Source organism: Bacillus sp. BC05(2025), assembly GCF_056725905.1.
In genome coordinates, this window is the sequence record NZ_JBWYRA010000003.1 from 71231 (window position 1) to 84529 (window position 13299).

Annotated in this window: 16 protein-coding genes and 1 pseudogene; 10 read left to right on the forward strand and 7 right to left on the reverse strand. The window is 34.1% G+C overall.

The window, feature by feature from the left end:
• Nucleotides 1–54: 54 nt before the first annotated feature.
• Entirely contained in the window at nt 55–1293 is a 1239-nt protein-coding gene (locus ACZ76X_RS10990; RefSeq protein WP_479850483.1) for an eIF2A-related protein, read from the forward strand.
• Between the two features lie 39 nt (nt 1294–1332).
• On the opposite strand, the gene ACZ76X_RS10995 is transcribed toward ACZ76X_RS10990, so the two are convergent.
• Together ACZ76X_RS10995 and ACZ76X_RS11000 are read right to left on the reverse strand one after the other, a co-directional pair.
• A complete protein-coding gene (locus ACZ76X_RS10995) occupies nt 1333–1455 on the reverse strand; it encodes a DUF4023 domain-containing protein (RefSeq protein WP_000071866.1) in 123 nt (40 codons plus the stop codon).
• A 69-nt stretch (nt 1456–1524) separates the two neighbouring features.
• Nucleotides 1525–1863, reverse strand: coding sequence for a phosphoglycerate mutase (locus tag ACZ76X_RS11000; protein WP_098667248.1), 339 nt, complete (start codon nt 1861–1863; stop codon nt 1525–1527).
• A gap of 170 nt (nt 1864–2033) precedes the next feature.
• On the opposite strand from ACZ76X_RS11000, the gene ACZ76X_RS11005 reads away from it, so the two are divergent.
• From ACZ76X_RS11005 to ACZ76X_RS11015, 3 genes are all read left to right on the forward strand, one after another.
• Nucleotides 2034–2636, forward strand: a complete 603-nt coding sequence (locus tag ACZ76X_RS11005) for a histidine phosphatase family protein (RefSeq protein WP_479850484.1) — start codon at nt 2034–2036, stop codon at nt 2634–2636.
• 18 nt (nt 2637–2654) lie between these two features.
• Nucleotides 2655–3191, forward strand: coding sequence for a delta-aminolevulinic acid dehydratase (locus ACZ76X_RS11010; RefSeq protein ID WP_479850485.1), 537 nt, complete (start codon nt 2655–2657; stop codon nt 3189–3191).
• A gap of 264 nt (nt 3192–3455) precedes the next feature.
• A complete protein-coding gene (locus tag ACZ76X_RS11015; RefSeq protein ID WP_000236600.1) occupies nt 3456–3956 on the forward strand; it encodes a DoxX family protein in 501 nt (166 codons plus the stop codon).
• 41 nt (nt 3957–3997) lie between these two features.
• Here the strand turns inward: ACZ76X_RS11015 and ACZ76X_RS11020 are convergent, their stop codons facing one another.
• A complete protein-coding gene (locus tag ACZ76X_RS11020) occupies nt 3998–4873 on the reverse strand; it encodes an alpha/beta fold hydrolase (protein WP_479850486.1) in 876 nt (291 codons plus the stop codon).
• A gap of 15 nt (nt 4874–4888) precedes the next feature.
• Nucleotides 4889–5722 (reverse strand): GNAT family N-acetyltransferase, encoded by an 834-nt coding sequence (locus tag ACZ76X_RS11025; RefSeq protein WP_479850487.1) that lies wholly within the window; start codon nt 5720–5722, stop codon nt 4889–4891.
• A 261-nt stretch (nt 5723–5983) separates the two neighbouring features.
• On the opposite strand from ACZ76X_RS11025, the gene ACZ76X_RS11030 reads away from it, so the two are divergent.
• Nucleotides 5984–7369, forward strand: a complete 1386-nt coding sequence (locus ACZ76X_RS11030) for an alkaline phosphatase (RefSeq protein ID WP_479850488.1) — start codon at nt 5984–5986, stop codon at nt 7367–7369.
• A gap of 54 nt (nt 7370–7423) precedes the next feature.
• Nucleotides 7424–7891 (forward strand): hypothetical protein, encoded by a 468-nt coding sequence (locus ACZ76X_RS11035; protein ID WP_479850489.1) that lies wholly within the window; start codon nt 7424–7426, stop codon nt 7889–7891.
• A 208-nt stretch (nt 7892–8099) separates the two neighbouring features.
• On the opposite strand, the gene ACZ76X_RS11040 is transcribed toward ACZ76X_RS11035, so the two are convergent.
• Complete coding sequence (locus tag ACZ76X_RS11040; RefSeq protein WP_000456225.1) at nt 8100–8750, reverse strand: GTP pyrophosphokinase; 651 nt, start codon at nt 8748–8750, stop codon at nt 8100–8102.
• A gap of 337 nt (nt 8751–9087) precedes the next feature.
• Between ACZ76X_RS11040 and rpmG the strand changes: the two genes are divergently transcribed.
• Nucleotides 9088–9237 carry a 50S ribosomal protein L33 gene (gene rpmG / locus ACZ76X_RS11045; protein WP_001265617.1) on the forward strand — a complete coding sequence of 50 codons (150 nt, stop codon included), beginning with the start codon at nt 9088–9090 and terminating at the stop codon, nt 9235–9237.
• A 71-nt stretch (nt 9238–9308) separates the two neighbouring features.
• Nucleotides 9309–9851: pseudogene (locus ACZ76X_RS11050) on the forward strand (YcdB/YcdC domain-containing protein); the annotation flags it as partial.
• 41 nt (nt 9852–9892) lie between these two features.
• Here the strand turns inward: ACZ76X_RS11050 and ACZ76X_RS11055 are convergent.
• Nucleotides 9893–10786 (reverse strand): hypothetical protein, encoded by an 894-nt coding sequence (locus ACZ76X_RS11055; protein ID WP_479850490.1) that lies wholly within the window; start codon nt 10784–10786, stop codon nt 9893–9895.
• Nucleotides 10787–10967: 181 nt separating this feature from the next.
• Here ACZ76X_RS11055 and sigK point away from each other — a divergent pair, with 181 nt between their 5' ends.
• Together sigK and ACZ76X_RS11065 are read left to right on the forward strand one after the other, a co-directional pair.
• On the forward strand, nt 10968–11681 hold the full coding sequence (gene sigK, locus ACZ76X_RS11060; RefSeq protein ID WP_000051382.1) for an RNA polymerase sporulation sigma factor SigK: 714 nt from the start codon (nt 10968–10970) through the stop codon (nt 11679–11681).
• 290 nt (nt 11682–11971) lie between these two features.
• Nucleotides 11972–12760, forward strand: a complete 789-nt coding sequence (locus ACZ76X_RS11065) for a phosphatidylserine decarboxylase (RefSeq protein ID WP_479850491.1) — start codon at nt 11972–11974, stop codon at nt 12758–12760.
• A gap of 146 nt (nt 12761–12906) precedes the next feature.
• On the opposite strand, the gene sda is transcribed toward ACZ76X_RS11065, so the two are convergent.
• Nucleotides 12907–13062: a sporulation histidine kinase inhibitor Sda gene (sda, locus tag ACZ76X_RS11070; RefSeq protein ID WP_000850093.1), complete on the reverse strand. Its 156-nt coding sequence runs from the start codon at nt 13060–13062 to the stop codon at nt 12907–12909.
• Between the last annotated feature and the right edge of the window lie 237 nt (nt 13063–13299).

Genomic DNA, 13299 nt, shown 5'->3' on the forward strand with positions numbered 1-13299 from the left:
TTCGCATATAGTAAGCGGAATATGAGGAATGCTATAAGGAGAATGGAGGAACGTATGAAAAAAATTATCGTGAGTAGTAGTGTGGGTTTATTCATTTTTATATCTTCAATTTTTAGTGCTAGTGCGGAACATAATGGGGCAAAAGTTGCTTTTATTCGTCATCATGACCTTTGGATTAAAGTTGATGAAAAAGAAAAACAAATAACAAAAGGTGAGTACATAACAGGACCGAAGTGGTCTCATGATGGAAAATGGATTGCCTATGCTAAAGGAAAGAAGCAAAACACTTTGGAATTGTACCGACTGGAAGATGGAAAGAAAGTTAGACCATTTCAATCTGAAGTATCAAATTATCAATGGTCACCGACAGAGAATACTATTGCATTTATATTTATGAACACATTAAATACGTTTGATGTCCAAAAAAAGAATGCAGATTTTGAAAATGTATCAGCTGGTGTAGGTGATTATGCATGGTACCCTGATGGAAAGAAGTTTCTTGTATCCTCTGAAGCACACTTACTTCCAACAGGATGGACAGGAGCCCAGCTATATGAAGTGCAAAAAGATGCACATATGAACCCTCATAAAATGAAACATTTATATGCATTACCAAATGAACATGATGATTTTCTAGCTTTAGTTGCAAGTGGGTTTAAGTGGTCACCAGATCAAAAATGGATTTCATTTTTAGCGGTACCGACAGCTTCATGGTCAGCTGATAGTAATACGCTTTGTTTAGTTCGAGCAGATGGTAGTCGGTTTGAAAAAGTAGATCAAATGTTACTAAACACACAATGGTTCAAATGGGCGCCATCTAGCAACATATTAGCCTACATTGAAGGAAGCGGGAGAGTTGCGTTAGAGAATAAACATTTAAAAGTAAAAGAATTGCCAGTACTTCAGCAGAACACATTTACGCCGAAAGGATATGTCGATTGGGATTTTGCATGGAAGAACGATAGAGTAATGATCGTTTCAAGGGCAAAAGAGGCAGGGATAGAAACTCCGCCGGAAAAAAGGCCACTGCCATCTTTATATGAAATCGATCGTACAAGCGATAAACAATATCAAATCACAAAGCCACCTCATAAGAAAGGTGATTATCATCCGATCTTTATGAAGAAGAGCAATCAATTAATATGGATACGTTCAGACCGTGAGAAAGCCAATGTATGGATTGCCAATAGTGATGGAAAGCAAGAAAAGAAGTGGATTGAAAATATAGATGTACCAGAGTGGTATTATGAGAAATGGAATTGGGAAAATGTTATCTCGGTGAAAGAAGAATAAAAAACGTGCCTAAAAGATAATTTTAGGCACGTTTTATTATTATTTATGTGTTTTATTTGGCTTTTTTTTCGCTGGGTTTCCGTTTCCCTGACGCTTTCTGTTTTGTTCATCTTTTGCTTGTTTTTCATGCAGTGTATCTAAAAACTCATTTGAATTACTCATTTTTCTATCGCTCCTTTCATCTAGTCCTAATTACTATAACCATTTAGGAGGATAATCATGAATAAAAAGTTAAGCACTTAGTTTTCTTCGATAGTATACGTAAAATATGCCATACGTAATAAATAGCATAAATAAAATTTGTAACTCTACATTTTCTTTTAAAATAGTTGCGACAGAAGATGGTAAGTAAGGCGATGTATCGTTTGTTCCTACACCTAACCATTTGTTTAAGAGATTAATGGTACAAAACATAAAAACACCAGACCAGCTTGCAATAATTGCTTTCTGCTTAATTTTTGTTTCCCGTTCATCATCTGTAATCCAAGGGTTAGCAGTTTTATCACTACTAAAAAATCCGTTTATATATCCCCATATAATCATTCCAATTAAGATGGTTATCCATTTCATATTGGTGATTCCCCTCTCTCTTGTAAAAAATATTTGACATATAAAATTGTAATGTTTTCCAATATGTTGTGTCAAATGTTTTTTACACATTAGTTTTTTTATAGCAGGAATAATGGATGAAATAGGGAAGGAATTATGTTGAAGGATTTCATAGGGGGAGGAGGATTGATATGAAACTCGTTTTCGTTCGGCATGGAGAAGGTGAACATACAAAAGATTTGCCGTCAACTTTACAAGTATTGCATCCATCATTAACGGATGAAGGAAGGAATCAGGCTAAATTACTTCAATGCAATGTGCCATTGCAAGAGACGGATATATTAGTTGCCAGTCCTACAATTAGAACTTTACAAACGGCGACAATATGGAGTGCGAAAGTAGCTTGTCAAAAAATTGTTCATCCATCTGTATCCCCACGTATTTTTCCTTATCGGGAAGGAGCGAAAACATTACCATGTGACCACATAGTAGATCAGGGGATAATAACAAATTTATTTCCACGTTTTTCGATAGAGAAAAGTACAAATAAGCAGTTATGGACGGAAGGTATAAATACTATTTCAGAGAATCGTTTTCGGCAAATAGTAGATGAATTTCTTCGTTGGTGTTATGAGATAGGCGCTGAAAGAATTTGCATTGTATCTCACGACGGGACAATTACAGCATATAGGCAATATTTACAGAAAGTCGTTTTAACTAGAACTGATTTTTTGAAAGAAACGGGTATATATGAAATGGATGTATCGCTTGAAAGTTTGATGGATGAGATCTAATACTAGGATGGAGGGTGTATGTTGAATGTTGCACTAGTAGTTGGTTTTAATTCTGATTTAGAGGCGCAATCAATCCGAGCATCGCTTGAATATTTTGGGGCAAAAGTTGTCACATATTGGATTGGTAGACCGAAAGAGTTCATCGATATTCTTTCTGGAAAGGGTTTATATAATGATATCGATTATGTTGTCTTTTGCTTTCATGGTGAGGAAGGAAAGTTTGTCATGGAAGAGTTAGGTGAAGATATATATGAACAAGATGAACCGAGGGGATACTTTGGTACAGCAGAAATTTATAAATATGCAAAATTGCATAATACACATATTGTAAATAGCGGGTGTACATTAGGGGAGCGAAAACTAGCAGAATCTTTCTTACGTAGTGGCGCGAAATCGTATATTGGATCGATAGATTATGTAGATGGGAATGCAGCACTTATGTTTACAATACGCTTATTTTACGGGCTTATTAACCATGAAAAAACGTTAGGAGAGGCTTTTGAAGAAGCACGGTTAATTGATAAAGAGACATATACATTTCGATTATATAAGTAGTGTGAAACACGTTTATTCTATATTCGAATAAATGTGTTTCACATTTAACTCACATTTTTTTTACATTTTCTTCAATGAAAACCATTATCACTTATGGTATGATATGTTCAAGTTTTTACAGGTAATAAAAGTTACTATATAAACGTTAGTTTTTGATGTTTCATACACATGTCACGAATTATTCATAATTAACGTTTGGAAAATAAGTAACTAATGTTATTATATTATCTGTAACTAACTTAATTACAACTTTAGGAGGAAGATATGGTTATTCAATTTTTAAGAGAAAACAAAGCAGTTTCTTTTGTGTTAGCAGTAATTCGAGTGTATCTTGGTTACACATGGTTAATGGCTGGAATCGGTAAACTACAAGGAAAAGGATTCGATGCAACTGGTTATTTACAAGGTGCAATTGAAAAATCTAAAGGAGCACAACCGGCTGTTCAATCTTGGTGGGCATCATTTTTACAAGATTTCGCAATTCCAAACGTTGATCTATTTAATACACTTGTAACGTGGGGAGAAATTTTAGTCGGAATTGGTTTAATTGTAGGTTGTTTAACAAAAACAGCGGTCTTTTTCGGTCTTGTAATGAACTTTTCCTATATGTTTAGTGGGTCAATTGGTGTGAATCCTGAAATGGTTATTCTATCAATGTTCGTTCTAGTTTCTGGTATGAATGCTGGTAAATTTGGAATAGATGGTTTCGTTATTCCGAAAGTATTAGGTTCAAAAACTCAAAAACGCCAAAAGCAAGCTGCTTAATATATGAAAGCGGGTATCTCAAAATGAGATACCCGCTTATGTTATTTTTCAACTTTGATAGGATTGTTCTTAAAGAATTCTTTTACATACCCTACAAATTCTTGTGGTTCTTGACGAAATGGTGCATGATAACCTTTTTCGATAATATGGAAAGTACTATTTTTTAAGAATTGATGATACGTTTCTCCTTCTTTCCAAGAAACGCTACTATCGTTTCTTCCCCATATAATTAAGGTTGGTTGTTGTATTTCATTTGCATTGATTTGAAGACGTCTCGGCCATAATTTCATTTTATTGTAATGCTCTTCATCGTTACGTTTAAATTTCACTTTGCTCTCATCATAATCTGTAATAGCAGAAACGGTATTTAAATCGGTCGACAATTGTGGTTTTGGTGACCCTTGTTTATTAACGAGTGTATGAGGACCACCTGTAGCATCAGTTAAAATAAGGTGGGTAACGGCTTCAGGATATAAATATGTTAAATTAAGGGAGATTTCTCCGCCCATTGAGTGTCCTAGTATCGCAAACGAATCATAACCTAGTTTTTTCATTAATTTATAATACAAATTTGCATGGGTTGGGAAAGAATAATAAAAATCCATCGGTTTAGATGAGCGCCCGAATCCTAAAGCATCTACAGAAATAATTGTATGATCTTTTGCTAAGTCTGAGTAAATCTTTTGAAAACCATCTGATGATCCTCCAAATCCATGGATCATAAGTAAAGGTGGCTTTTCGTTACCGATCTGCTTAAAGTAAATGGTTTGACCATCTATTTCCACCATCTTTTCCTCGGTAGCTAGTTTCGCTGTAAGTGTATTTTTAACTTGTTCTACTGGCTTTTCTGCTGCACTACATCCTACTAATAGTGTAAGAGTAAGACAACCTACCATAAAATAGCTAAATCGCTTCAATGAGGTGTCCCCTTTCTAACATAACGCTGTATCTATCATAGCAAATAGCATATTACGATTTCCAGGAAGTTGGCTACCATTTTTTATCATAAGAGGTGAAAGGAGCGTTTCTTGGAAATTTTCTGTTTGAAGAAATTTACGAAATGAAAATTGTGAATGTGGGACATCAATCCTTACTGTGCCACTCCAGCTTTCACAGATTTTCTTGAATAATTGAATGGCATCCATCTCTTGCTTTGCAATAAGTGGATTGACGCATAATATATTTCCTTTTTGTATACATAAGGAAAAAGCTTCTATACAGTTATTTCTCTCAATTTTAAAAGAGTGGCTCGTTCTTGGTAATAGCGATGAGTAAAGTAAGGAACGATTAGCACCAGTTGTAATTTGATCGAGAGAAATAAGTGAGACAAGATCTTGTTCTTTCACTTGTTGTGTATGAGTAATATGTGTTTTAGTAGTTTGTTTCTCAAAACGATGAATCCTTGTTACTGTTTTAAATTCGCATGATGTATAAAGAGGCTCGCCAGCTTTTGTTGCAATAAGTGCAATTGGTTGTTTTGGGTGAGTGTGTGCTAAGCAATGATTTAGCAAAGTTCGTCCGATGCCCTGGCCTTGAAAATCAGGATGGACGATTAACATGCCAATAGTAGAAAAACTATCTTTAAAAGGAAATACTCCTCCAGTTGCAATCAGTTTATTGTCATGCATATAACCGATAAGTGTGCCAAGAGAAAGGTACATTTCGAATTGTTTTTTCATAAATGTTTTATCTTGTAACCATCCCACAGCTTTACAAAGGTCGAGTAGATCAAAAATAAAAGATTTATCTAGCTGTATTGTTTTCATAAATGCTCACCACATTTCTATTAATTTTCATGAAAGTAGATTGAAAATGTTAAATAAGAGATTTACGTTACATGAAATCCAACTTGTTTATATTTTAATTGTAAAGGAGAAGATGGTTGATATGAAAAGACAAAGTTATACAAATTATAACTGATATTTACATAAGTTAACAAAAAATTTACATATAACTAATTTTCTCTTAACAGTATTCTATTAAATTTGATAGTGGGAAATGAATAACCTAATTAGGGGGACAAGACAGTGAAAAAGTTTGTGAAAAAAGCATGGCCATTTGCAGTTGTGGCGTCGTTAGCAGTTACTTCGGTGGCAACATGGAATTTTACACGTTCTAGTGAAGTGAGTGCAGATGAGAGCGGAAGCAATGCAAAGATTAAAAATGTCATTGTATTAATTGGGGATGGTATGGGCCCTTCATATATGACGGCTCACCGTTATATGAAAGATAATCCAAAAACTTTTGAGATGGAATCTACAGAGTTTGATAAACATCTTGTAGGAACACAAAAGACATATCCGGAAGATGAACATGAAAATATCACAGACTCTGCATCAGCAGCAACAGCTATGTCAGCTGGAATTAAAACATATAATGCGGCAATTGCAGTTGATAACGATAAAGCAGAAGTGAAAACTGTTCTTGAACAAGCGAAAGAAAAGGGGAAATCAACGGGACTCGTTGCTACTTCTGAAATTACACATGCAACACCAGCTGCTTTCGGTGCGCATGACATTAGTCGTAAAAATATGGACGCAATTGCAAATGATTATTTTGATGAAAAAATTAAAGGGAAGCATAAAGTAGACGTTATGCTTGGCGGCGGCGTAAAAAACTTTGTTAGAAAAGATCGCAATCTTACAGAAGAATTTAAGAAATCTGGTTATAGCTACGTAACAGATCGAGATCAATTGTTAAATGATAAAAATGATCAAATCCTTGGTTTATTTGCACCAGGCGGTTTAGATAAAATGATTGATCGCACTGATAAAACACCTTCATTAGAAGAAATGACAAATGCAGCAATTGAGCGTTTGAACAAAAATAAAAAAGGTTTCTTCTTAATGGTTGAAGGAAGTCAAATTGACTGGGCAGGACATGATAATGATATCGTTGGTGCAATGAGTGAAATGGAAGACTTTGAAAAAGCATTTAAAGCTGCGATTGAATTTGCGAAAAAAGATAAGAATACGTTAGTTATTGCAACGGCAGACCATGCTACTGGCGGATTATCTTTAGGTGCAAATGGCGAGTATAACTTTAAAGTAGATCCAATTAAAGCTGCAAAACGCACACCAGACTTTATGGCAAATGAGATTGCAAACGGTGCAAATGTAGAAGAAACATTGAAAAAATATATTGATTTACAATTAACACCGGAAGAAATTAAAGCGGTAAATGATATTGCTCCTTCAAAAGATGTAACAAAGATTGATAATGCGATTGAAGATATTTTCAATAAGCGTTCGGTTACAGGATGGACAACAGGTGGACATACAGGAGAAGATGTAAACGTATATGCATTTGGCCCTGGTAAATACTTGTTCTCTGGCGTTCAAGAGAATACAAATATCGCTAAACGTGTCTTTGATATCGTTGGCGGTGGCGACCCGAATAAAGGAAGACGCTAATTATAAATGAAAGTGGGGCGAAATGCCTCACTTTTCTTTTTAGGAGATGGGAAAATGAGGGCTTTTTTCAGAGGGATAGGGTCCCTTCTAATAGGTGTATTATTGCTAGTTGGATGTCAATCCAAAGAGAATAAGATAGAACAAAAAGCTACTACTACAAAAGCTGAAGAAAAGGTACAAATAACGAAAGAAGAAGAGAAAGCGATTCAAGGTGTGATAGAGAAATTTGTACGGACCACAAATGAAAAAAATCTTACTGAACATATGGAGTTATTTTCAAAGAACATGCCTAGTGCTGAAGACTTAAAAACGCAAAAAGAAGCAGCTTTTCAAAAGGGAAATAAAAAAATTGAATTGGAACATATAGACATGAAAGCTAGTAAAGCAGGGTATGTTGTTGTTGAAGCAAAGGAAAAGGAAATAGAGGGAGAAGTCACTCTTCAGAAGAAAGTACGGTATGCACTTGGAAAAGAAGAGGATGGATGGAAAATTGAAGAGGTTCGCACGATAGAGAAGAAATAAAGTGAAACTTTCCGTAAATAGCACAAAAAAGGTTCTCATTGGCGAGAACCTTTTTTTATCCCGCGTTAACGGACAGTAAAACTCCCACCTCAAAATTCAGTTGGAGCAAAGAAGTTGGGTGGGAGTCGGGCTGTCCGTTAACGTCCGATTGGTGAGGGCTGATAATCAGTGGGGAATAAACAAAACCCTCACTGGTTAAAGTTTCACTTTATAGTGGTAACATAATTTGATTTGAGCATGCTTCGATATCATCAATATCCTGGCGAATGGTTGCCATTTTATTATCAAGATCTTCAGCTTTCATTGCGGCATCATGTAGTTCATCTTTTAAATACTCAGGTATTTTCCCTTCATATTTATAATAAAGTTTATGTTCTAAACTTGCCCAGAAGTCCATTGCTAGCGTGCGTAATTGAATCTCGGCAAAGACTTCTTTTGTACCAGAGTTTAGCGATAAAGGATATTTAATAATCATGTGTAAACTTTTATATCCATTTTGTTTTGGATTAGCGATATAATCTTTTACTTCTATGATTTCCATATCTTCACGTTTTTGAATGACATTTTTCAAATGATAGATATCTTCTACGAAGCAACATGTAATACGAATGCCGATGATGTCTTGTAAATGCGTTTGTGCATTTTCAACTGTCGGTAATAAATTTTTACGCTCAAGCTTTTTAATAATACTTTCAGGCTGTTTTAATCTTGTTTTTATATGTTCAAACGGGTTGTAATCCTCTAAAAATTGAGCTTCCCGGTTCATAATTTCAAATTTAGTTTTTAACTCTTCTAAAGCAAATGTATATGGTAGTACAAAAGCTTTCCAGTAGTTAACTGTTGATTGATTATATTCCATTTATATACACACCTTTTCCTATTTACAAGTGAGGTTGTTATTATACTAAATACCAAAGCATATAAGCGCAAGCAGCAAATGATGAGATCATAAAACGATATTTAGTTTTCATAATTTCAGCTCCTTTCGATTAAAATTCTATATAAATAAACGTGATTGTTAATAAGTTCACTATGTACAATTCCTATAGTAATAGATTCGTGTGAATTTCGTATGAACTAATTGTTTCAGCTTTTTGTCTTTTTTTGCAATTGACAAATAGAATGAAGTTATATAATATTTAAATCGTAATCATTACGTTTTAGTTTGCGATCTTTAAAAGAAAGGAGAATTATATATGCGTGTAAATATTACATTAGCTTGTACAGAGTGCGGTGATCGTAATTATATTTCTAAAAAAAATAAACGAAACAATCCAGAGCGCATCGAACTAAAAAAATATTGTCCACGATTAAAGCGAGTAACGCTACATCGTGAGACGAAGTAGAAGACTAGAGATATCTCTAGTCTTTTTTGTTTGTTATAATTACCTTAAATTGTAATAAAGGGAGCGGTATGATGAATCAAAAAGATAAAGAAAGAAAAGAGCAAGTGGCTCATATGATTGACATTTCAGATGACTATAGGCTTGTAGTAGACGATCAAGAAGGCGTAGACGACCCGTATCATCTATTATGGTGGGAGCATAAAGAGGATGAGGAGAGAACGATACAAATTACGTTGAATAGACATACTGGTAATTTAATAGAGTTTAGGATAGATGATAAAAATTATTTTTCGAGTGATAAGGAAGCGATAGAGGAAAAGAAAGCAAGAGAGATTGCAAATGTATTTTTAAAAAAATATACAAAAGAAGGTTATGAATGTTATACATATGTAACGGTTAAGGACGACAGAAGTGGTTGGAAAGAAATAAATTATATGCAAGAAGTGAATGGCTATCCACTGCCGAATACAGGATGTGTCGTGCAAGTTTGTCCTTCAGGTAATGTTGTGCATTTTCGTTATAATGGACAAAAAGCTATCGAGAAAAAAACGGTATGGCCAAGTGAAATTGTTGAGGAGAACGTCGTCTTAGAAAATTTGAAAGCTAGACAAGAATAAAAAGAGTTATTTTTCAAAGAAAATAACTCTTTTTATTCTTATAATTTGCCTGTTCGTTTTTCAAATGTAAATGTGATAGGAAGGTTGCAAGGAGAACTATCACTTTTAAATGTTACTTTCCATTCTTTAGAATGAGCTTTAATTTCGAAATCAAGAAGGTTCATTGCTCTACGTTTATCTATTTCTAAAAACATATTATGAATTTCTGGTTCTTGCTGTAAATTAAGAGCCTTTAGTGTGACTGTTAATGTGAAAAAATTTCGCCCTTCATATACTATTTTTGATATTTTTGTTTTTTGTGTATTTAACAGTATATAAAAACGGTCTGATGGAGTTAATTGTACAGAGTCATCAGTAATTTCATCCTCCATATTATGAAGTTCAACTAAGAAAGATGTACTATGGGAAGAATCTTTTTTGCTTGTAATCTGTAATTCAGTGGGAATCATCGGTATTTCATAAAAATCATTCCTTATTATATTGTTGTAATCCTCGGAAAATTTACGGACTTCTTTTGGGAAAGAGTCTTTTTCTTTTGTACTTAAAAAAGTTTTATGTTGCTTTGGAATTTTTTCACTAGACTTTAATGTTTCTTTAAAGTAATAATTGGATCCAGTTAAAAATAAAAAACTACAAATTAATAAAAAAATTCGATAGTGATTTTGAAAGTGAAAGAACAATAGTATACATGTAATAAATCCAATTACATAGAAAATAAAGATAAGTAGTTCTAGTTTTGAGTGAAAGGAGAAACCATAGTTATGAAGAAATTTCATTCCAATTATAATTTGAGCTCCAAAAAACAAAGAAATTCCAAATTGAAAAAATAATAAATCAGGTCCTCTCTTAATAACAAAAGTAATGAACGAAACGAAAAGTAAAAATACCCCTAAATAAATTGTTACATTTAATAATCGATCTAATGTAAGCATGAATAGTGTCCCCTTTAATAGCATATTCATATATAACTAACAATTTATATAATTATAATATAATGATAAATTATTTTAAATATTGGAAGTGTTGAGTTTTATAAATAAACTGTACAGACACAAACAACCTCACGCCCACATACACTTAGTAAAGACCACTATTTTGGCGGGGGTGAAAGGTTTGAGTCTATTCGCCGCAATTGGATATATGGTTCGAGAAGTGTTTGTCTTTGTTTCTTATGTGAAGAATAATGCGTTTCCGCAGCCGTTATCATCAGATGATGAGAGGAAGTACTTAGAGTTAATGGAGCAAGGTGATGCTCAAGCGAGGAATTTGTTAATTGAACATAATTTACGGCTTGTAGCTCATATCGTTAAGAAATTTGAAAACACAGGGGAAGATGCAGAAGATTTAATTTCAATTGGTACAATCGGGCTTATTAAAGCGATCGAGAGCTATTCAGCAGGGAAAGGCACAAAACTTGCGACGTATGCAGCACGTTGTATTGAAAATGAAATTTTGATGCATTTACGTGTACTAAAGAAGACGAAAAAGGACGTTTCACTTCATGACCCGATCGGGCAAGATAAAGAGGGGAATGAGATATCGCTTATTGATATATTAAAATCAGAGTCTGAAGATGTAATTGATATGATCCAGCTTAGTATGGAGTTAGAAAAGATTAAAGAGTATATCGATATTTTAGACGAACGAGAGAAAGAAGTGATCGTGAAGCGTTTTGGACTGGGACTTGATAAGGAGAAAACGCAACGAGAGATTGCAAAGGCACTCGGTATTTCCAGAAGCTACGTATCAAGAATTGAAAAGCGCGCTTTAATGAAAATGTTCCATGAATTTGTAAGAGCAGAGAAAGAGAAAAAAGCGAAAGAATAATGTATATTGCAAGCAGCCGTATTTTAAAATGGGCTGCTTTTCTTTTTGGAAATCAGGAAAGAAAAACAGTTGTGTTCAGAAGAAATCCATGTTCACTGTTGAAAATGAAGGATTCTATCTGTAATATTAGAGGGTGCTAAACAATTTAAGAATGATACCATACTTAGTTTTCCGCATTTATAATATAGCGGTTCTATATGATATGTGGGAATAAGAACCAATTTTACATATGATATAGAAGGAAAAGAAGGGGAAGCTAAAGTTATAGACTGATTAGGAGGTTTCGCAATTTGCGACGTACATTATATCGACTTATGATCGAACTTACAAATGGTCGTTTTACTTCTTATATATTACGTAAATTTGCACAATCTCGTTTAAGCTCTGTCATTATTCCATCGTATGCGAAAGTTTTTCAAATTAATCAAGATGAGATGGAAAAGGGTTTGAAGGAATATAGAACATTGCATGAATTATTTACGCGTAAGCTAAAAGAAGGAAAGCGTAGTATTGATACAGATGCATCGAGTATCGTTAGCCCTGTTGATGGTGTTTTTGCTGATCACGGTCCTATTGAGGACACAAAAACATTTGATATTAAAGGAAAGCGTTATTCGATTGTGGATATGCTAGGTAATGAAGAGCGTGCACAGCGATATGCAGGTGGTACATACATGGTTATTTATTTAAGCCCAAGTCATTATCATCGTATTCATAGTCCGCTTTCTGGTTCTGTGACTGAAAGATTTGTACTCGGTAGAAAATCATATCCGGTAAATGCAGCTGGTATGGAATACGGGAAAGAACCGTTGTCAAAAAATTATCGCTCTGTTACAGAAGTGAATAGTGACGGTGAACATATGGCGCTTGTAAAAGTAGGAGCTATGTTTGTTAATAGTATTGAGCTGCTACATGAAAGAGACGTTGTTCAAAAAGGTGAAGAAATGGCATACTTTACATTCGGTTCAACAGTTGTGTTATTGTTTGAAAAAGATATGATAAGAGTAGTGCAGCAATTAAAGAGTGGACAAGAGCTTCGCCTTGGTGAAAAAATTGCTACTCGATTGGCTCATAAATAGAAAAGATTTTATAACTGTAAGCAAGAGTTATGGACAAAGATGCTTAATGATGAAATTCCCTAGATGGGAGTACTTGTTTATTCGAGAGCCATCGCGGGATGGCTCTTTTTACAAGTTAGCTATTTAAAATTTCACTTTATATGTAATCAAGACGATTTGGCAAGCTTGTCCTCTAATGAGCGTCTAATAATTTCTTGTTTTATAAGTAAAATGAAGTCGGGATTTAATTTTAGTTCTTTTGCTTTATAATAAGACTCAGTGAGTAACTCAGTAGATAACTGTTCCATATGTTTTGTTTTCAAGGTGAGTCACCTCCTAATAATATAAGGATTGATTCGTTGTTGCATTTAATGTACCAAAAAAATATGACAGTCACAAACGAGTGGTTATCCACATACCTAGGTGGATAAAATGTGTATAGATTGTTAGTAAATTCCAAATTGACTGAAAAATTAATGTGGAAAATGTGTACAATTTTATCCACAGGTCATATATCGAAATATGTTGTCGAAAAATTTTTATGAAAACTCCTCAAAGAG

Excerpts from the sequence above, each read along its gene's own strand:
- ACZ76X_RS10990 (WP_479850483.1), top strand. The coding sequence starts at position 55 with ATGAAAAAAATTATCGTGAGTAGTAGTGTGGGTTTATTCATTTTTATA.
- ACZ76X_RS10995 (WP_000071866.1), bottom strand. The coding sequence starts at position 1,455 with ATGAGTAATTCAAATGAGTTTTTAGATACACTGCATGAAAAACAAGCA.
- ACZ76X_RS11000 (WP_098667248.1), bottom strand. The coding sequence starts at position 1,863 with ATGAAATGGATAACCATCTTAATTGGAATGATTATATGGGGATATATA.
- ACZ76X_RS11005 (WP_479850484.1), top strand. The coding sequence starts at position 2,034 with ATGAAACTCGTTTTCGTTCGGCATGGAGAAGGTGAACATACAAAAGAT.
- ACZ76X_RS11010 (WP_479850485.1), top strand. The coding sequence starts at position 2,655 with ATGTTGAATGTTGCACTAGTAGTTGGTTTTAATTCTGATTTAGAGGCG.
- ACZ76X_RS11015 (WP_000236600.1), top strand. The coding sequence starts at position 3,456 with ATGGTTATTCAATTTTTAAGAGAAAACAAAGCAGTTTCTTTTGTGTTA.
- ACZ76X_RS11025 (WP_479850487.1), bottom strand. The coding sequence starts at position 5,722 with ATGAAAACAATACAGCTAGATAAATCTTTTATTTTTGATCTACTCGAC.
- ACZ76X_RS11035 (WP_479850489.1), top strand. The coding sequence starts at position 7,424 with ATGAGGGCTTTTTTCAGAGGGATAGGGTCCCTTCTAATAGGTGTATTA.
- ACZ76X_RS11040 (WP_000456225.1), bottom strand. The coding sequence starts at position 8,750 with ATGGAATATAATCAATCAACAGTTAACTACTGGAAAGCTTTTGTACTA.
- rpmG (WP_001265617.1), top strand. The coding sequence starts at position 9,088 with ATGCGTGTAAATATTACATTAGCTTGTACAGAGTGCGGTGATCGTAAT.
- ACZ76X_RS11055 (WP_479850490.1), bottom strand. The coding sequence starts at position 10,786 with ATGCTTACATTAGATCGATTATTAAATGTAACAATTTATTTAGGGGTA.